The organism is Shewanella phaeophyticola (genome assembly GCF_025398315.1).
Taxonomy (GTDB): Bacteria; Pseudomonadota; Gammaproteobacteria; order Enterobacterales; family Shewanellaceae; genus Shewanella; species Shewanella phaeophyticola.
This window is the reverse complement of the sequence record NZ_JAODOQ010000001.1, coordinates 3910355-3930217: the sequence shown is the minus strand read 5'-3', so window position 1 is coordinate 3930217 and position 19863 is coordinate 3910355. Positions and strand designations below refer to the sequence as shown.

The 19863-nt window shown below is 45.5% G+C and carries 7 protein-coding genes, 3 tRNA genes, 7 rRNA genes and 3 pseudogenes; 11 read left to right on the top strand and 9 right to left on the bottom strand.

Going from position 1 to position 19863, the window contains the following annotated elements:
* The first annotated feature begins 96 nt into the window (after window positions 1-96).
* The 8 genes from N4T56_RS18175 (at window position 97) to N4T56_RS18140 (ending at window position 6390) form a co-directional block, all read left to right on the top strand.
* Window positions 97-1639, top strand: a 16S ribosomal RNA gene (locus tag N4T56_RS18175).
* Window positions 1640-1891: 252 nt separating this feature from the next.
* A tRNA-Ile gene (locus tag N4T56_RS18170) sits at window positions 1892-1968 on the top strand.
* A gap of 132 nt (window positions 1969-2100) precedes the next feature.
* Window positions 2101-2176: transfer RNA gene (locus tag N4T56_RS18165), tRNA-Ala, on the top strand.
* Window positions 2177-2616: 440 nt separating this feature from the next.
* Window positions 2617-5511 (top strand): 23S ribosomal RNA (locus tag N4T56_RS18160).
* Window positions 5512-5636: 125 nt separating this feature from the next.
* Window positions 5637-5753 (top strand): 5S ribosomal RNA (gene rrf / locus N4T56_RS18155).
* A gap of 29 nt (window positions 5754-5782) precedes the next feature.
* Window positions 5783-5858 (top strand) — tRNA-Thr (locus tag N4T56_RS18150).
* A gap of 37 nt (window positions 5859-5895) precedes the next feature.
* A 5S ribosomal RNA gene (gene rrf, locus N4T56_RS18145) occupies window positions 5896-6011 on the top strand.
* The 16S, 23S and 5S rRNA genes sit together here with 3 tRNA genes alongside, the layout of an rRNA operon.
* 160 nt (window positions 6012-6171) lie before the next feature.
* The gene (locus tag N4T56_RS18140; protein ID WP_261734214.1) at window positions 6172-6390 is read left to right on the top strand and encodes a hypothetical protein; all 219 of its coding nucleotides are present in this window, start codon (window positions 6172-6174) and stop codon (window positions 6388-6390) included.
* Window positions 6391-6394: 4 nt separating this feature from the next.
* On the opposite strand, the pseudogene N4T56_RS18135 reads toward N4T56_RS18140, so the two are convergent.
* Together N4T56_RS18135 and N4T56_RS18130 are read right to left on the bottom strand one after the other, a co-directional pair.
* Window positions 6395-6634: pseudogene (locus N4T56_RS18135) on the bottom strand (transposase domain-containing protein); the annotation flags it as partial.
* 330 nt (window positions 6635-6964) lie between these two features.
* Window positions 6965-7183 (bottom strand): annotated as a pseudogene (locus N4T56_RS18130) (IS66 family transposase); the annotation flags it as partial.
* Window positions 7184-8075: 892 nt separating this feature from the next.
* On the opposite strand from N4T56_RS18130, the gene N4T56_RS18125 reads away from it, so the two are divergent.
* The 3 genes from N4T56_RS18125 to rrf (N4T56_RS18115) all read left to right on the top strand — a co-directional run bounded on the left by N4T56_RS18125 (window position 8076) and on the right by rrf (N4T56_RS18115) (window position 13311).
* Window positions 8076-9618 (top strand): 16S ribosomal RNA (locus N4T56_RS18125).
* 555 nt (window positions 9619-10173) lie between these two features.
* Window positions 10174-13070: ribosomal RNA gene (locus N4T56_RS18120) — 23S ribosomal RNA — on the top strand.
* A 125-nt stretch (window positions 13071-13195) separates the two neighbouring features.
* Window positions 13196-13311, top strand: a 5S ribosomal RNA gene (gene rrf / locus N4T56_RS18115).
* Between the two features lie 451 nt (window positions 13312-13762).
* Here the strand turns inward: rrf (N4T56_RS18115) and mutT are convergent.
* From mutT to pilB, 7 genes and pseudogenes are all read right to left on the bottom strand, one after another.
* Window positions 13763-14161, bottom strand: coding sequence for an 8-oxo-dGTP diphosphatase MutT (gene mutT / locus N4T56_RS18110; RefSeq protein WP_261734213.1), 399 nt, complete (start codon window positions 14159-14161; stop codon window positions 13763-13765).
* 11 nt (window positions 14162-14172) lie between these two features.
* Window positions 14173-14382, bottom strand: a complete 210-nt coding sequence (gene yacG, locus N4T56_RS18105) for a DNA gyrase inhibitor YacG (RefSeq protein WP_188926607.1) — start codon at window positions 14380-14382, stop codon at window positions 14173-14175.
* Window positions 14383-14461: 79 nt separating this feature from the next.
* Window positions 14462-15196, bottom strand: coding sequence for a cell division protein ZapD (gene zapD / locus N4T56_RS18100; RefSeq protein WP_261734212.1), 735 nt, complete (start codon window positions 15194-15196; stop codon window positions 14462-14464).
* Window positions 15189-15818, bottom strand: coding sequence for a dephospho-CoA kinase (gene coaE, locus N4T56_RS18095; RefSeq protein ID WP_261734211.1), 630 nt, complete (start codon window positions 15816-15818; stop codon window positions 15189-15191). Before coaE ends, zapD begins: the two co-directional genes overlap by 8 nt.
* A pseudogene (locus tag N4T56_RS18090) lies at window positions 15815-16741 on the bottom strand (prepilin peptidase). Before N4T56_RS18090 ends, coaE begins: the two are co-directional and overlap by 4 nt.
* A 13-nt stretch (window positions 16742-16754) precedes the next feature.
* Complete coding sequence (locus N4T56_RS18085) at window positions 16755-18017, bottom strand: type II secretion system F family protein (protein ID WP_261734210.1); 1263 nt, start codon at window positions 18015-18017, stop codon at window positions 16755-16757.
* A 104-nt stretch (window positions 18018-18121) separates the two neighbouring features.
* The gene (gene pilB, locus N4T56_RS18080) at window positions 18122-19828 is read right to left on the bottom strand and encodes a type IV-A pilus assembly ATPase PilB (protein WP_261734209.1); all 1707 of its coding nucleotides are present in this window, start codon (window positions 19826-19828) and stop codon (window positions 18122-18124) included.
* Window positions 19829-19863: the final 35 nt, after the last annotated feature.

The window sequence follows — 19863 nt, the reverse complement described above, 5'->3', positions numbered from 1 at the left end:
TAGCAATGTAGTGAGTAATTCGTAAGCTCTTATGAGCGAAGCGAATTATGACAGTAGAATTCATTGAGCCGTTCGACATAGTCGAACGAAAAACTTTAATTGAAGAGTTTGATCATGGCTCAGATTGAACGCTGGCGGCAGGCCTAACACATGCAAGTCGAGCGGTAACAGAAAGTAAGCTTGCTTACTTTGCTGACGAGCGGCGGACGGGTGAGTAATGCCTAGGGATCTGCCCAGTCGAGGGGGATAACAGTTGGAAACGACTGCTAATACCGCATACGCCCTACGGGGGAAAGGAGGGGACCTTCAGTGGCTTTCGCGATTGGATGAACCTAGGTGGGATTAGCTAGTTGGTGAGGTAATGGCTCACCAAGGCGACGATCCCTAGCTGTTCTGAGAGGATGATCAGCCACACTGGGACTGAGACACGGCCCAGACTCCTACGGGAGGCAGCAGTGGGGAATATTGCACAATGGGGGAAACCCTGATGCAGCCATGCCGCGTGTGTGAAGAAGGCCTTCGGGTTGTAAAGCACTTTCAGTAAGGAGGAAAGGTTAACGATTAATACTCGTTAGCTGTGACGTTACTTACAGAAGAAGGACCGGCTAACTCCGTGCCAGCAGCCGCGGTAATACGGAGGGTCAGAGCGTTAATCGGAATTACTGGGCGTAAAGCGTGCGCAGGCGGTTTGTTAAGCCAGATGTGAAATCCCCGGGCTCAACCTGGGAATTGCATTTGGAACTGGCGAACTAGAGTCTTGTAGAGGGGGTAGAATTCCAGGTGTAGCGGTGAAATGCGTAGAGATCTGGAGGAATACCGGTGGCGAAGGCGGCCCCTGGACAAAGACTGACGCTCATGCACGAAAGCGTGGGGAGCAAACAGGATTAGATACCCTGGTAGTCCACGCCGTAAACGATGTCTACTCGGAGTTTAGTGCCTTGAGCACTGGGCTCTCAAGCTAACGCATTAAGTAGACCGCCTGGGGAGTACGGCCGCAAGGTTAAAACTCAAATGAATTGACGGGGGCCGCACAAGCGGTGGAGCATGTGGTTTAATTCGATGCAACGCGAAGAACCTTACCTACTCTTGACATCTAGAGAAGCCGGAAGAGATTCTGGTGTGCCTTCGGGAACTCTAAGACAGGTGCTGCATGGCTGTCGTCAGCTCGTGTTGTGAAATGTTGGGTTAAGTCCCGCAACGAGCGCAACCCCTATCCTTATTTGCCAGCACGTAATGGTGGGAACTCTAGGGAGACTGCCGGTGATAAACCGGAGGAAGGTGGGGACGACGTCAAGTCATCATGGCCTTACGAGTAGGGCTACACACGTGCTACAATGGCGTATACAGAGGGTTGCAAAGCCGCGAGGTGGAGCTAATCTCACAAAGTACGTCGTAGTCCGGATTGGAGTCTGCAACTCGACTCCATGAAGTCGGAATCGCTAGTAATCGTAGATCAGAATGCTACGGTGAATACGTTCCCGAGGCCTTGTACACACCGCCCGTCACACCATGGGAGTGGGCTGCAAAAGAAGTGGGTAGTTTAACCTTAGGGAGAACGCTCACCACTTTGTGGTTCATGACTGGGGTGAAGTCGTAACAAGGTAGCCCTAGGGGAACCTGGGGCTGGATCACCTCCTTACCTATACGACTAGCTCGATACTTGGTGACAATAAACTGCATCCGTGCGTTTATTGCACACAGCACATCCGTGTGCTTGAGTGTTCACACAGATTACTTGATAGAAAGAAAGAGAAATTACGTGTCTGTTTAGACGACGTTAATTCGCTCTAGCACAAGGCGCTTGAAGCGTGAAGAAGGATGTGTAGTACACTACACGACGACTGAACAATGAAAAGCAACGCAGTGATTGAGTGAAGAAACAAGTATAAATGGGTCTGTAGCTCAGCTGGTTAGAGCGCACCCCTGATAAGGGTGAGGTCGGTGGTTCAAGTCCACTCTGACCCACCAAAATCTCGTTAACTCTGCGTTGTCGGATAACTCGTTTAGCAAGCTAAACGTCGTTCTCCTCGCCTTGATTTAACAAGATTTGGTAATACACCTTCATTGAAGGTAAACGTAAATTCTCAACTGCATGTAAATGGGGCTATAGCTCAGCTGGGAGAGCGCCTGCCTTGCACGCAGGAGGTCTGCGGTTCGATCCCGCATAGCTCCACCATTTACTTGTTGGTTCAATTAGTTTGATCAAGACGCTATAAAAGCGGTTCGATCGCACTCACATTGCTCCACCATTTAGATTTATCATAATGATAAATACATGCATAGGTTAGAGATGCCAAAGATAAACGAAATTTTATCTTTGGCTTTTTTAAGCCCGCTCTTTAACAATTTGGAAAGCTGATAGTACTAACTAAAAGGCGCATAAATGACGATTCGTTGTTGTTTGTGTGATTAGGTTAGTGCGAAAAACGTTAATGCGAAAGCATTAACACTTGAGTTCTCAAAACACTGTTTAAGTGTCTTGAATATTCTAAAAACTAAGGCGAGTTTGCAACGCGAAAGCGTATGTGAACTATCAAGTAAAAACCAGCTGGTCATGATATGACCCAGAGCTCTTCTCTTGTTAATTCAAGGGTGTGAAACTCATTTGGGTTGTATGGTTAAGTGACCAAGCGTATACGGTGGATGCCTTGGCAGTCAGAGGCGATGAAGGACGTAGTAACTTGCGAAAAGCGTTGGCGAGCTAGTAACAAGCATTTGAGCTAACGATGTCCGAATGGGGAAACCCACTCACATAAGTGAGTATCTGCACATGAATACATAGTGTGTAGAGGCAAACCCGGGGAACTGAAACATCTAAGTACCCGGAGGAAAAGAAATCAACCGAGATTCCCCTAGTAGCGGCGAGCGAACGGGGATTAGCCCTTAAGTCAGTGGGGTGTTAGTGGAATGTGTTGGAAAGCACAGCGGCACAGGGTGATAGCCCCGTACACGAAAACTAACCATTGATGAAAACGAGTAAGGCGGGACACGTGACATCCTGTTTGAATATGGGGGAATCATCCTCCAAGGCTAAATACTCCTGACTGACCGATAGTGAACCAGTACCGTGAGGGAAAGGCGAAAAGAACCCCTGTGAGGGGAGTGAAATAGAACCTGAAACCGTATACGTACAAGCAGTGGGAGCGGTTCTTGAGACCGTGACTGCGTACCTTTTGTATAATGGGTCAGCGACTTACATTTTGTAGCGAGGTTAAGCGAATAGCGGAGCCGTAGGGAAACCGAGTGTTAACTGCGCGTTTAGTTGCAAGGTGTAGACCCGAAACCCGGTGATCTAGCCATGGGCAGGTTGAAGGTTGAGTAACATCAACTGGAGGATCGAACCGACTTATGTTGAAAAATGAGCGGATGACTTGTGGCTGGGGGTGAAAGGCCAATCAAACCGGGAGATATCTGGTTCTCCTCGAAAGCTATTTAGGTAGCGCCTCGTACGAACACCATTGGGGGTAGAGCACTGTTAAGGCTAGGGGGTCATCCCGACTTACCAACCCTTTGCAAACTCCGAATACCAATGAGTGCTATACGGGAGACAGACGGCGGGTGCTAACGTCCGTCGTCAAAAGGGAAACAACCCAGACCGTCAGCTAAGGTCCCAAAGTGTATGTTAAGTGGGAAACGATGTGGGAAGGCTTAGACAGCTAGGATGTTGGCTTAGAAGCAGCCATCATTTAAAGAAAGCGTAATAGCTCACTAGTCGAGTCGGCCTGCGCGGAAGATGTAACGGGGCTAAACATACCACCGAAGCTACGGGTGCATTTCATTAGAGATGCGCGGTAGAGGAGCGTTCTGTAAGCGGTTGAAGGTGAAGGGGTAACCCACACTGGACGTATCAGAAGTGCGAATGCTGACATGAGTAACGATAAAGGGAGTGAAAAACTCCCTCGCCGAAAGACCAAGGGTTCCTGTCCAACGTTAATCGGGGCAGGGTGAGTCGACCCCTAAGGTGAGGCCGAAAGGCGTAATCGATGGGAAACAGATTAATATTTCTGTACTTTTGCTAACTGCGATGGAGAGACGGAGAAGGCTAGGCTAGCGCGGCGTTGGTAGTCCGCGTTTAAGGTGGTAGGCTGATTTCTTAGGCAAATCCGGGAAATCTTAAGGCCGAGAGCTGATGACGAGTCACTAAGGTGATGAAGTAGTTGATGCCATGCTTCCAGGAAAATCTTCTAAGCTTCAGGTTAGTAGAAATCGTACCCCAAACCGACACAGGTGGTCGGGTAGAGAATACCAAGGCGCTTGAGAGAACTCGGCTGAAGGAACTAGGCAAAATGGTACCGTAACTTCGGGAGAAGGTACGCTCCTGACGGTGATGAGACTTGCTCTCTAAGCTGTTGGGAGTCGCAGATACCAGGTGGCTGCAACTGTTTATCAAAAACACAGTACTGTGCAAAATCGCAAGATGACGTATACGGTATGACGCCTGCCCGGTGCCGGAAGGTTAATTGATTGGGTTATCCGTAAGGAGAAGCTCATGATCGAAGCCCCGGTAAACGGCGGCCGTAACTATAACGGTCCTAAGGTAGCGAAATTCCTTGTCGGGTAAGTTCCGACCTGCACGAATGGCGTAATGATGGCCACGCTGTCTCCAGCCGAGACTCAGTGAAGTTGAAATTGCGGTGAAGATGCCGTATACCCGCGGCTAGACGGAAAGACCCCGTGAACCTTTACTATAGCTTGGCACTGAACATTGAACCTACATGTGTAGGATAGGTGGGAGACTTTGAAGCATGAACGCTAGTTTGTGTGGAGTCAATCTTGAAATACCACCCTTGTAGTTTTGATGTTCTAACCGCGGCCCCTTATCGGGGTTCGGGACAGTGCCTGGTGGGTAGTTTGACTGGGGCGGTCTCCTCCCAAAGAGTAACGGAGGAGCACGAAGGTTGGCTAAGTACGGTCGGACATCGTACGGTTAGTGCAATGGCATAAGCCAGCTTAACTGCGAGACATACACGTCGAGCAGGTACGAAAGTAGGTCATAGTGATCCGGTGGTTCTGAATGGAAGAGCCATCGCTCAACGGATAAAAGGTACTCCGGGGATAACAGGCTGATACCGCCCAAGAGTTCATATCGACGGCGGTGTTTGGCACCTCGATGTCGGCTCATCACATCCTGGGGCTGAAGTCGGTCCCAAGGGTATGGCTGTTCGCCATTTAAAGTGGTACGCGAGCTGGGTTCAGAACGTCGTGAGACAGTTCGGTCCCTATCTGCCGTGGGCGTTGGATGATTGAAGGGGGCTGCTCCTAGTACGAGAGGACCGGAGTGGACGAACCGCTGGTGTTCGGGTTGTTATGCCAATAGCATTGCCCGGTAGCTACGTTCGGGATCGATAACCGCTGAAAGCATCTAAGCGGGAAGCGAGCCCTAAGATGAGTCATCCCTAGAGCTTTAAGCTCTCTAAAGGCCGTAGGAGACTACTACGTTGATAGGCAAGGTGTGTAAGCGTTGTGAGGCGTTGAGCTAACTTGTACTAATGACCCGTGAGGCTTAACCATACAACCCAGATGGGTTTTACTGATACTTAGTATTAGAATAGAGCGCTTAAATAGTGTGAGAATACTCAATAAAATTAGCTTTCCGAATTATTATTTAATGCCAAGGCGTTAAATAAACAAATTTGTCTGGAAACCATAGAGCTGTGAGTCCCACCTGATCCCATTCCGAACTCAGAAGTGAAACACAGTATCGCCGATGGTAGTGTGGGGTCTCCCCATGTGAGAGTAGGTCATTTCCAGACGCCTAATAAGCTCAATAAGTACAGAGTTTGCTGATATGGCTCAGTCGGTAGAGCGCATCCTTGGTAAGGATGAGGTCCCCAGTTCGATTCTGGGTATCAGCACCATTAATTATCTAGTGAAGTGTCCTAGAAACAAAATTTGTCTGGAAACCATAGAGCTGTGATTCCACCTGATCCCATTCCGAACTCAGAAGTGAAACACAGTATCGCCGATGGTAGTGTGGGGTCTCCCCATGTGAGAGTAGGTCATTTCCAGACGCTTAATCAGTAAAAAAGCCCGTTGTTAACGCAACGGGCTTTTTTACGTCTGGAATTTGAGCTTTGAATGTAACCGTCGTAACCGTCTAGCAAACCACACCTCGCATCGTTAATCTGCCTATTTGAAAATACCTGCTCAATGATAAATTAGGAGCAGGTGATGAAAACATACAGAACAGCGGCACAGTGGTTAGAACTACTTCAGCAGCGCAACAATTTCAAAGGCACTAATATTGAATTCTGCCAACATCATAATGTCTCGATTACCACTTATTATAAACAACGTGCTTTACAGGCTGAGAACCAGCAAAAAACAACCTTGCCAAAGAGCGCTACATCATCACGCTTTATTCGTAAGCGTCTAGGCAAAGACACTTAGCCATTTACCTCTGTTTGATATTCCACGGTAGTAAAGACTCAATGTCACTTGGGTTATCCGCCAAGCCTTGCAGGCAATCAGCGATATACGTATATACGACTAGGTCGTTGGCCTTCGCCGTTTCGATGACACTGTAAAGTATTGTGCTGGCACGTGCACCACGCAGTGTATTTGAAAATAGCCATGCCTTGCGACCTATTACAAAGGGTTTTATTGCCCGCTCAGCTCGGTTGTTGTCAATACTCTATCGGCCATCATCTAATACCAATTCCACTAATTATCTGGTCATTCAGCGGTAATTCTGTGCCTTCTAGGCAAGTAATAGGATTGTAGGCATAGTTGCTCTCGGCAACTGCTCCTGCGTTGCTCTACCTCCTGCATCCATGCAGTCGTACGTCAAAATCCTATTAAGCAGCATAGAAGGCACAGAAACCTGCCTTGCAGGAGTCGCTCAGACAGTCCATTTCTTTGTTGCATTGCCTTAGAAGGGAATAACCATTATTTCAACAATGCGCCTCAAACTGAACAGTCTGAGCGACTCTGATTGGTCACATAATTAATGGAAATGGTATAACTAACGCCTGAACTTTTCAAATTGATTCAGCGCATAAAGGATGGCTTTATCCAATGCCATTTCCGGGGGGATTTTATCTTGATGCTGTAATAGCCATTGATGAAGTTCATTTATGATAATTTTGGATTTTTGCTGGCGTATCACATATTTCTCATCAGCAGATTTAGCTTTGATTTGTTGCTCTATACCGTAAAGTTTGCCGATAAGGTTCAATGTTACATCGGCTTTGCCTGTTTTTTATTAGTAAGTGTCAGGGTAAAAATACTTATTTTAACATTCCAGGGTAACAGGCTTTCGATATCCGGGGAGGGGTGCACAGCTTATTAAGACAAGTGATATCAATTACCCAATCATTCACACTTCGGCGGCTGCAATCTAAGCGTCTGGCGACTTCTGAGAGATTATTAATTTGCAAAAAACATCGCAACGGCTAATAAGCGGATCTTCTTATTAGCATTTTTCTTTGTTTAGCGGAATTGAGATCTTCTTGGTAGGTTTACGTTTCCATGCATAAAAGGGATCTAATATCTGTACAGCATTAAAATGTAATTCGAAAACTCGATAAGCATAGATGCGTTATTATCTTCATGTTTGTGGATAAAGCTGTGGGTATCGTGTGCCTACTATGGTGTTAAGCGAGGTATAAAAATTAAATGACAAATTGCTTAAAAAAGGGGTTGCACTAAATCTCATGGTGCCTATAATGCGCATCCACTGACACGGCAAACAGCGAAAGCGGTCACCGAGTTAGGTTGAATTAAGTGCTTAAAAACATTGTATTCAGCAGCGAAAGAAAGTTTGAAAAAACACTTGACGCCAACACGGGAAAGCGTAAAATACGCCTCCCAAGCCAACGACCTAGCGTCTAACGGCGGTGCACGAAATAAGGCATCAACGCTCTTTAACAATCAAAACAAGAAATCTGTGTGGACATTCACAGGTATTGAGTTATTCGAAATTGTCTTCTTGTTCTTCGGAACGTAGGCAATCAAAAAATTTAAACTCAATGCAACGATGAATGTTCATAGCAATATGTACAAAAGACTTGTTTCACTTCAGTGAGATAAGCAATCAGAATTCATTGAGCCGAGACTTTGTCTCGAAAAAACTTTAATTGAAGAGTTTGATCATGGCTCAGATTGAACGCTGGCGGCAGGCCTAACACATGCAAGTCGAGCGGTAACAGAAAGTAAGCTTGCTTACTTTGCTGACGAGCGGCGGACGGGTGAGTAATGCCTAGGGATCTGCCCAGTCGAGGGGGATAACAGTTGGAAACGACTGCTAATACCGCATACGCCCTACGGGGGAAAGGAGGGACCTTCAGGCCTTTCGCGATTGGATGAACCTAGGTGGGATTAGCTAGTTGGTGAGGTAATGGCTCACCAAGGCGACGATCCCTAGCTGTTCTGAGAGGATGATCAGCCACACTGGGACTGAGACACGGCCCAGACTCCTACGGGAGGCAGCAGTGGGGAATATTGCACAATGGGGGAAACCCTGATGCAGCCATGCCGCGTGTGTGAAGAAGGCCTTCGGGTTGTAAAGCACTTTCAGTAAGGAGGAAAGGTTAACGATTAATACTCGTTAGCTGTGACGTTACTTACAGAAGAAGGACCGGCTAACTCCGTGCCAGCAGCCGCGGTAATACGGAGGGTCCGAGCGTTAATCGGAATTACTGGGCGTAAAGCGTGCGCAGGCGGTTTGTTAAGCCAGATGTGAAATCCCCGGGCTCAACCTGGGAATTGCATTTGGAACTGGCGAACTAGAGTCTTGTAGAGGGGGTAGAATTCCAGGTGTAGCGGTGAAATGCGTAGAGATCTGGAGGAATACCGGTGGCGAAGGCGGCCCCTGGACAAAGACTGACGCTCATGCACGAAAGCGTGGGGAGCAAACAGGATTAGATACCCTGGTAGTCCACGCCGTAAACGATGTCTACTCGGAGTTTGGTGCCTTGAGCACTGGGCTCTCAAGCTAACGCATTAAGTAGACCGCCTGGGGAGTACGGCCGCAAGGTTAAAACTCAAATGAATTGACGGGGGCCCGCACAAGCGGTGGAGCATGTGGTTTAATTCGATGCAACGCGAAGAACCTTACCTACTCTTGACATCTAGAGAAGCCGGAAGAGATTCTGGTGTGCCTTCGGGAACTCTAAGACAGGTGCTGCATGGCTGTCGTCAGCTCGTGTTGTGAAATGTTGGGTTAAGTCCCGCAACGAGCGCAACCCCTATCCTTATTTGCCAGCACGTAATGGTGGGAACTCTAGGGAGACTGCCGGTGATAAACCGGAGGAAGGTGGGGACGACGTCAAGTCATCATGGCTCTTACGAGTAGGGCTACACACGTGCTACAATGGCGTATACAGAGGGTTGCAAAGCCGCGAGGTGGAGCTAATCTCACAAAGTACGTCGTAGTCCGGATTGGAGTCTGCAACTCGACTCCATGAAGTCGGAATCGCTAGTAATCGTAGATCAGAATGCTACGGTGAATACGTTCCCGTAGCCTTGTACACACCGCCCGTCACACCATGGGAGTGGGCTGCAAAAGAAGTGGGTAGTTTAACCTTAGGGAGAACGCTCACCACTTTGTGGTTCATGACTGGGGTGAAGTCGTAACAAGGTAGCCCTAGGGGAACCTGGGGCTGGATCACCTCCTTACCTATACGACTAGCTCGATACTTGGTGACAATAAACTGCATCCGTGCGTTTATTGCACACAGCACATCCATGTGCTTGAGTGTTCACACAGATTGCTTGTTAACTTCTTTGGAAGTAGAGCGAAAATGCGCCGCGAGCCGGTAAGCATTGTTCTTTAACAATTTGGAAAGCTGATAGTACTAACTAAAAGGCGCATAAATGACGATTCGTTGTTGTTTGTGTTATTAGGTTAGTGCGAAAAACGTTAATGCGAAAGCATTAACACTTGAGTTCTCAAAACACTGTTTAAGTGTCTTGAATATTCTAAAAACTAAGGCGATTTCGTGTGCGAAAGTGCATGAATTATCAAAGTAAAAACCAGCTGGTCATGATATGACCCACGTTTTTCTTATCTTTTGTTTAGACAAAGGATGAGCGCAGTTAATCGCTTATTAGGCAAGGCTTGAAGTTGAACGACGAATGAGTGTAGCAGCGCTACATGATTGAATCGTGAAACTGAAAACGCCGGATAATAAGATGAGTAACAAGCGTAAGAAAGACCCATTTGGGTTGTATGGTTAAGTGACCAAGCGTATACGGTGGATGCCTTGGCAGTCAGAGGCGATGAAGGACGTAGTAACTTGCGAAAAGCGTTGGCGAGCTAGTAACAAGCATTTGAGCTAACGATGTCCGAATGGGGAAACCCACTCACATAAGTGAGTATCTGCACATGAATACATAGTGTGTAGAGGCAAACCCGGGGAACTGAAACATCTAAGTACCCGGAGGAAAAGAAATCAACCGAGATTCCCCTAGTAGCGGCGAGCGAACGGGGATTAGCCCTTAAGTCAGTGGGGTGTTAGTGGAATGTGTTGGAAAGCACAGCGGCACAGGGTGATAGCCCCGTACACGAAAACTAACCATTGATGAAAACGAGTAAGGCGGGACACGTGACATCCTGTTTGAATATGGGGGAATCATCCTCCAAGGCTAAATACTCCTGACTGACCGATAGTGAACCAGTACCGTGAGGGAAAGGCGAAAAGAACCCCTGTGAGGGGAGTGAAATAGAACCTGAAACCGTATACGTACAAGCAGTGGGAGCGGTTCTTGAGACCGTGACTGCGTACCTTTTGTATAATGGGTCAGCGACTTACATTTTGTAGCGAGGTTAAGCGAATAGCGGAGCCGTAGGGAAACCGAGTGTTAACTGCGCGTTTAGTTGCAAGGTGTAGACCCGAAACCCGGTGATCTAGCCATGGGCAGGTTGAAGGTTGAGTAACATCAACTGGAGGACCGAACCGACTTATGTTGAAAAATGAGCGGATGACTTGTGGCTGGGGGTGAAAGGCCAATCAAACCGGGAGATATCTGGTTCTCCTCGAAAGCTATTTAGGTAGCGCCTCGTACGAACACCATTGGGGGTAGAGCACTGTTAAGGCTAGGGGGTCATCCCGACTTACCAACCCTTTGCAAACTCCGAATACCAATGAGTGCTATACGGGAGACAGACGGCGGGTGCTAACGTCCGTCGTCAAAAGGGAAACAACCCAGACCGTCAGCTAAGGTCCCAAAGTGTATGTTAAGTGGGAAACGATGTGGGAAGGCTTAGACAGCTAGGATGTTGGCTTAGAAGCAGCCATCATTTAAAGAAAGCGTAATAGCTCACTAGTCGAGTCGGCCTGCGCGGAAGATGTAACGGGGCTAAACATACCACCGAAGCTACGGGTGCATTTCATTAGAGATGCGCGGTAGAGGAGCGTTCTGTAAGCGGTTGAAGGTGAAGGGGTAACCCACACTGGACGTATCAGAAGTGCGAATGCTGACATGAGTAACGATAAAGGGAGTGAAAAACTCCCTCGCCGAAAGACCAAGGGTTCCTGTCCAACGTTAATCGGGGCAGGGTGAGTCGACCCCTAAGGTGAGGCCGAAAGGCGTAATCGATGGGAAACAGATTAATATTTCTGTACTTTTGCTAACTGCGATGGAGAGACGGAGAAGGCTAGGCTAGCGCGGCGTTGGTAGTCCGCGTTTAAGGTGGTAGGCTGATTTCTTAGGCAAATCCGGGAAATCTTAAGGCCGAGAGCTGATGACGAGTCACTAAGGTGATGAAGTAGTTGATGCCATGCTTCCAGGAAAATCTTCTAAGCTTCAGGTTAGTAGAAATCGTACCCCAAACCGACACAGGTGGTCGGGTAGAGAATACCAAGGCGCTTGAGAGAACTCGGCTGAAGGAACTAGGCAAAATGGTACCGTAACTTCGGGAGAAGGTACGCTCCTGACGGTGATGAGACTTGCTCTCTAAGCTGTTGGGAGTCGCAGATACCAGGTGGCTGCAACTGTTTATCAAAAACACAGTACTGTGCAAAATCGCAAGATGACGTATACGGTATGACGCCTGCCCGGTGCCGGAAGGTTAATTGATTGGGTTATCCGTAAGGAGAAGCTCATGATCGAAGCCCCGGTAAACGGCGGCCGTAACTATAACGGTCCTAAGGTAGCGAAATTCCTTGTCGGGTAAGTTCCGACCTGCACGAATGGCGTAATGATGGCCACGCTGTCTCCAGCCGAGACTCAGTGAAGTTGAAATTGCGGTGAAGATGCCGTATACCCGCGGCTAGACGGAAAGACCCCGTGAACCTTTACTATAGCTTGGCACTGAACATTGAACCTACATGTGTAGGATAGGTGGGAGACTTTGAAGCATGAACGCTAGTTTGTGTGGAGTCAATCTTGAAATACCACCCTTGTAGTTTTGATGTTCTAACCGCGGCCCCTTATCGGGGTTCGGGACAGTGCCTGGTGGGTAGTTTGACTGGGGCGGTCTCCTCCCAAAGAGTAACGGAGGAGCACGAAGGTTGGCTAAGTACGGTCGGACATCGTACGGTTAGTGCAATGGCATAAGCCAGCTTAACTGCGAGACATACACGTCGAGCAGGTACGAAAAGTAGGTCATAGTGATCCGGTGGTTCTGAATGGAAGGGCCATCGCTCAACGGATAAAAGGTACTCCGGGGATAACAGGCTGATACCGCCCAAGAGTTCATATCGACGGCGGTGTTTGGCACCTCGATGTCGGCTCATCACATCCTGGGGCTGAAGTCGGTCCCAAGGGTATGGCTGTTCGCCATTTAAAGTGGTACGCGAGCTGGGTTCAGAACGTCGTGAGACAGTTCGGTCCCTATCTGCCGTGGGCGTTGGATGATTGAAGGGGGCTGCTCCTAGTACGAGAGGATCGGAGTGGACGAACCGCTGGTGTTCGGGTTGTTATGCCAATAGCATTGCCCGGTAGCTACGTTCGGGATCGATAACCGCTGAAAGCATCTAAGCGGGAAGCGAGCCCTAAGATGAGTCATCCCTAGAGCTTTAAGCTCTCTAAAGAGCCGTAGGAGACTACTACGTTGATAGGCAAGGTGTGTAAGCGTTGTGAGGCGTTGAGCTAACTTGTACTAATGACCCGTGAGGCTTAACCATACAACCCAGATGGGTTTTACTGATACTTAGTATTAGAATAGAGCGCTTAAATAGTGTGAGAATACTCAATAAAATTAGCTTTCCGAATTATTATTTAATGCCAAGGCGTTAAATAAACAAATTTGTCTGGAAACCATAGAGCTGTGATTCCACCTGATCCCATTCCGAACTCAGAAGTGAAACACAGTATCGCCGATGGTAGTGTGGGGTCTCCCCATGTGAGAGTAGGTCATTTCCAGACGCCTAATAAGTACGAAAGCCCGTTGCTAATGCATCGGGCTTTTTTACGTCTAAGATTTGTGTGTCAAATGAGCAAGATAGCAGTGTGGTCGATATGCCCATGTGAGTGCATGCATGTCCTTCAAACTCTCGATGTAAGAGGTCGTTCGTTAACACTGAACAGCAATGAAAAAATGATGCAGCATTTACGTTATTACGTGGAAACACCACATGGGCGGGCGGATGCCAGAGAGCGAGTCAAAGTAGAGCACTCTCTGGCGTCAATCTGTAATCGTAAAGGGCATAAAGCACGGTATACTGGCGTACGACTGAATGAATTCGATTTAAACAGGACAGCGATGATCACGAATCTACATATATCGATGAATTTAGCTGCTTAGTTTTTATCCATTCGGTGTTCTAGGGGCTAACATTGTTTACTCAAAAGCCACCTAAATCGATGGCTTGTAAAGTTATAAATCTAAATCGAATAACTTTTCTACAATGGGTTTATTCGCTTCAGGAAACTCATATTCGCTTAGTGATTGTACTTCTACCCATTTAACTTGTTGGCCTTCCATGCCTAATGCATTGCCACTGAAATCTGTAACGAGGTGAATATCGAGTCTGACGTGCTTGTCTGGATAGTCGTGGCTGATATCCATAAACTCAGTTGTACTGCTTACATCTAAGTTAACTTCTTCTTTAAGCTCACGAATTAATGCATCGCTGACAGATTCATTGGCTTCTACTTTACCACCGGGGAACTCCCATTTACCGCCTTGATGAAGGTGTGCGTGACGTTTGGCAAGTAGGGTTTGTTTTTGGGTATTTATCACGATGCCAACGGCGACATGTATTCTGTTTGACATAAAAGCTCTTATTATTGTTTAAAGAAGTCTTCTTCATCGTAGCCAATATCATCCATCATATCTGGGTCGATATTGTCTTTCACTGGAATGCTGTGTTTTTCACTTGCCCAATCGCCAAGATCGATAAGTTTGCAGCGTTCACTGCAAAATGGCTTAAATAAAGATGTGGTGTTCCATTCAACTGATGTACTGCAAATAGGACATTTAACGGTTAAAGGCATATTGATATCCGCAACGATACTGATTAATCAGTGATGATTAACAGTGTTAATAATTGATCATGGTTTAATGGTAAAGCGTTTAACCACAGGTTGCTAGTGAGAACTCAATAGTTTCTTGGGTATGGCGATGTAAACTGAAATCAACAAAGTGGATGGCGTATCTATTTTTGTGGCCACTTATCGTTGGATAGCAATTATAAATGGGATTAATTTTAACGCGGATTAATGATAAAGGGTGTGGTGAATCACCTTGATAAAAACCTGCTTGAGCGCTTATGCGAGTAAACTCAGCAGTATTACGATATATGTTCAACAAGAGTGTGATAGGCGCTAGAATCGGCTTAAATTGTTCTTGCCACTGCTGAATATCTAGCTTTCTTTGCGGCCAGTCTTTTCCTAACCAAAAATGCAGTTGCGGTAAGTCAAAATTACAGTAGGCACCTGTCATGTTAAAACGCTGTCGTAAAGCCGAAATAAATTTGTCTTGTTTGAGCTTGTAGCCAATTCTTTCAGGCTTTTGTAATGGCACTTTTAATGAGTTGAGTTGCTGGATTAGTTGATTAACTTGTTCGCTATCGGCTTCTTGTAAATAACATATGCTTCGAAGTTGTTGCACCTGTCGGTCTATATCTTTCAATAGTTCGGTGCGGTAATCACAACGTTCGGTCAGTTCTAGAAGTGAAAATAACGGGAAAAAGCATTGATGTTGTTGATCTTGAGTGACATTATTTTGTAGCTGTTGGGCTAAATTTTCTAAGCGTAAATAGCTGCGGACTTTTTCATTTAAGGGTTGTTCGTAAATTAAATCAGTCATTGGGTTTAATCGTCAACTCAGCAGCTTGTTGTAAAAATAGTTGATGCAGACGAGTAACTTGACTGCGCAACAGGTTAATGTCTCCTTGATTATCGATGATGTGTTCGGCTTTATCTAAGCGTTGCTGTCTGCTCATTTGGCTCGCAAGTATATGTTCAACTTGCTGTCTGCTAACGCCATCACGTTGCATCGTCCTTGATATTTGCAATTCTGGTGAAATATCTACCACCAAAGTTGTAGTTACTAAACTATCTAAATGATTCTCAAATAGCAAGGGCACAACCATAATCACATATTGAGATGCTGATGCTTGTACTTGGTCCAACATCTTTTGGCGGATCATTGGGTGTAGTAAGTTATTGAGCCATAACCGCTGTGTTTCGTTATTAAACACTTGGTTACGTAGAGCTGCTCTATCTAGTTGACCATCGGCAAGTAATATTTTATCACCAAAGTGTTCAACAATGGCAGTAAGCCCTGCTGAGCCTATTGCAACGACTTCTCTGGCAATCACATCAGCATCAACCAGCTCAATACCGAACTCTGCAAACAGATTCGCCACAGTGGTTTTGCCACTGGCAATTCCGCCGGTAAGACCGACTACAAACTTTGCGAGTGTCATAAGGTGCTAAGGTACCAATTAAGAATATCTTGTCCCCAGACGAGCGCTATCCAACCTGCCGCGGCTATGTAAGAGCCAAACGGGATTGGATTGCCCTTATTGAGTTTTTTAGTGATGATCATTAGGATACCGACCACTGCGCCTACAAGTGATGATAGTAATATTATTAGTGGCAACATTTGCCAACCGAGCCAGGCACCAAATACGGCTAATAACTTAAAGTCGCCATAGCCCATCCCTTCTTTACCCGTGACGAGTTTGAATAACCAAAATACGGATCATAAACTTAAGTAACCAGCAGCTGCACCAATAATGGCATCTTGTGGGCTGGTATAAATACCCTTAAGGTTTATCACTAAACCTAGCCATAATATCGGTAAGGTGAGTTGATCAGGTAACAGCATTTCATCTAAATCGATACCGGTGAGTGCTACGAGCACGAACGTTAATATGCTGGCATAGACAAATTGCCATGTCGAGCCAAAATGCCACGCAAGAGTGGCAATCAATATCCCTGTTAATAATTCAATAATTGGATAGCGAGCAGATATGGCGGTTTTACAATTAGCGCATTTTCCTTTTAATGATAACCAGCCCAGAATAGGTAAGTTATGCCAAGGTTTGATATTGCTTTTACACTTTGGGCAGGCCGAACCCGGTACAACTAAGTTGTACTTTGTTGGGAACTCATCGATGGGTTTATTTAAGCGTTCATTACCCACTTGCTTAACAATATCTGGGTGATATTCATTTAGGTAAAAGTTACATTCACTTTGCCATTCACGCTTCATCATCACAGGTAAGCGATGAATCACAACATTGAGAAAGCTGCCAATGGTGGCAGCAAAAATAAAACTAATAACCACAAATACCCAAGGATACAGGTGCATTGTTGTTATAAAAGTTGAGATAAATTCAGTCATTATATTTTTCTAATTATAAAACGTCACCAAGTTGGAAGATTGGCAAATACATACCAATAATTAATCCGCCAACTAATGTACCGATCACTACCATCATTATTGGCTCAATTAAGCTTGATAAACCATCAACTGCATCATCAACTTGCATTTCAAATATATTGGCAACTTTATTTAGCATATCATCAAGAGAGCCAGCTTCTTCACCGATTTGAATCATTTGAATCAACATGTCAGGAAATAAATTTGCTGTTCTCATTGCAACGTTTAGTTGCATACCAGACATCACCTCTTGACGAATTTTTAAGAGTGCGATTCTATAAACTGCATTACCAGATGCTCCAGCAGCAGACTCCAAACCATCAATAAGAGGTACACCTGCTGCAAATGTAGTAGCGAGTGTACGAGCAAACCTTGACATAGCGGCTTTATGTAGGATATCTCCTAGTATTGGAATTCTAAGTATGTAGGTATCAACTTGGTCTCTAAATTTTTGTGATTTTCTGTGGGCGTTCTTAAATAAATATACAAATATTATTATACCAATTACAAACAAGTACCATGAGCTTTGTAACCACCTTGATGCATTTACAATTATCTGTGTAAAAGCGGGAAGTTCAGCACCGAATCCTTTGAAAATCGATTCAAATTGGGGCACTACAAATAAAAGTAATAATACAGTCACACCGATTGCGACAGTGGTAACTGCTGCGGGATAAAACATAGCTTTTTTGACTTTAGACTTTAATTGCTCTGCTTTTTCTTTGTAAATAGCGATGCGGTCAAAAACAACCTCTAATGCTCCAGAATGTTCGCCTGCCGCGACTAAATCGACATATAAATCATCAAAATATCGTCTATGTGGTTTTAATGCTTCAGATAATGGGATGCCAGACTCGACATCCGATAGAATAATATTGAGTAGCTCTCGCATTTTTACTTTTTCGTGGCCTCGAGCAATTAACTGTAAAGCTGTAACTAGCGGAACGCCCGAAGATAGCATGGTCGCAATCTGCCGTGTCATCATGGCAATATCCATTGCTTTGATGTTAGGGTCTCCCAGTTTAAAGAGTGGCGTGGCTTTTTTACGCACCCCTTTGGGTGTGACGCCTTGTGCTTTTAGTACGCTACGAATTTCAGCAACTGAGACACCTTTTAGTTCACCAGATGTACGCTGGCCTGCACGATTTACACCTTTCCATTCAAATATAAATACTTTGGGTTGGTGTTTTGTTGCTTTTTTTGATTTTGTTTTTCTTTTTGCTGTTGCAGTGGCCATAGAGCCAGTCCTTTTCTTAAGGTCTACTTATCCATTGTTATCGCTTAAAGTGCTTCAGTAAACCAGAACAAATTGAGATAGTTAAAAATATTACTTTAGACTATTTAAAAGCTGGTGACACGGTTTATTTCAGCAATGCTGGTGACACCATGGATGACTTTTAATAAACCAGATTGGCGTAAATCGCGCATGCCCTGTTGTTTTGCTTGTTTAGCTATTTGCAGTGAATTACCACCTTCCATAATGGTGCGGGCAATTTCATCGCTCATTTTCATTACCTCATAAATACCAACACGGCCTTTATAGCCGCCAGAACATTGATCACAACCGACAGGCTTGAATACGGTGAAACCATTGTCAATGTCACTTTGCTGAAAGCCTAAACGTTGTAATTCTGTTTGCGGGATATCTTCTGCTTGTTTACAGGCAGGGCATAAGCGTCTAGCCAGACGCTGAGCAATAATTAAATTGACTGAGCTGGCAATGTTATAACCCGGTACGCCCATATTAATTAAACGGGTTAAGGTTTCGGCTGCTGAGTTGGTGTGTAGCGTCGATAACACTAGGTGACCGGTTTGCGCCGCTTTAATGGCAATTTCAGCGGTTTCTAGGTCGCGGATTTCACCGACCATGACTACATCGGGGTCTTGGCGTAAAAATGAGCGTAAGGCCGAGGCGAAGGTTAGGCCAGCTTTTAAATTAATGTGAACCTGGTTAACGCCTTCTAGGTTAATCTCTACCGGATCTTCAGCGGTAGAAATATTACGCTCTTCAGTATTGAGGATATTAAGCCCGGTATACAAGGACACGGTTTTACCTGAACCTGTTGGGTAGGTCACTAAAATCATCCCCTGAGGTTTGGCGAGCATTTCTTCATAGAGTAATCGCTGGTCATCTTCATAACCGAGCTTTTCAATACCAAGCTGCGCAGAAGATGAGTCCAGAATACGCATTACAATTTTTTCGCCCCAAATGGTGGGCAGAGTACTGACACGAAAATCAATTGATTTGGTGCGCGACAGCTTCATCTTAATGCGGCCGTCTTGCGGGACGCGGCGCTCGGCAATATCCAGTTTTGACATGACTTTTAAACGAGCAGAAATACGGCCTGATAGATTGACTGGTGGCTCAGATACTTCATGCAAAATGCCATCAATACGAAAACGAATGCGGTAGCGTTTTTCATAAGGCTCAAAATGTAAATCTGAAGCACCTTTACGAATGGCGTCGGTAAGGATTTTATTGATGTAAATGACAATCGGTGCATCATCACTACTGTCACCGGTTGGTTCATCTTCGCGGCTTGTATCTGTGACTTCTATGCCTGCTAATGCTTCTTCATCAATCCCTTCTAAACCAAGCCCACTAATATCTTCCTCGAGTATTTTTTCAAGCACCTTAAGCAGTTTGTCATCTTCAACTAGAATCGCTTCGGCATGTAAACCTAAACTAAATTGAAAATCTTCTAGTGCTGCTATATTGGTAGGGTCTGAAGTGGCAATGTATAAGCGATTACTTCTTTTGAAGATAGGCAAACATTTATGTTTACTTATTAATTTCTTATTTAAAAGGTCGTCAGGAATGCTTGTTGTATCAAATTCATTTAAGTCGAGAAGAGGAGTGCCGTACTCTTCATAACATAACTCAGCAACTTCACGAGCAGAAATAATCTTATCCATAATTAATGTAGTTACAAACGTTTGCTTGTTTTTACGAGAGCTGGCTATAGCAGCTGAGACTTGCTCTTCATTAAGAATGTTTTTACGGATAAATAAGGTTGATAAACCAAGATGAAGCGCATTAGTAGACATTATTTAACTCTTAATCTTATAAGTATATCCATCTT

Coding starts and splice junctions, on each gene's coding strand:
- N4T56_RS18140 (WP_261734214.1), top strand. CDS start 6,172: ATGAAAACATACAGAACAGCGGCACAGTGGTTAGAACTACTTCAGCAG.
- mutT (WP_261734213.1), bottom strand. CDS start 14,161: ATGTCAAACAGAATACATGTCGCCGTTGGCATCGTGATAAATACCCAA.
- yacG (WP_188926607.1), bottom strand. CDS start 14,382: ATGCCTTTAACCGTTAAATGTCCTATTTGCAGTACATCAGTTGAATGG.
- zapD (WP_261734212.1), bottom strand. CDS start 15,196: ATGACTGATTTAATTTACGAACAACCCTTAAATGAAAAAGTCCGCAGC.
- coaE (WP_261734211.1), bottom strand. CDS start 15,818: ATGACACTCGCAAAGTTTGTAGTCGGTCTTACCGGCGGAATTGCCAGT.
- N4T56_RS18085 (WP_261734210.1), bottom strand. CDS start 18,017: ATGGCCACTGCAACAGCAAAAAGAAAAACAAAATCAAAAAAAGCAACA.
- pilB (WP_261734209.1), bottom strand. CDS start 19,828: ATGTCTACTAATGCGCTTCATCTTGGTTTATCAACCTTATTTATCCGT.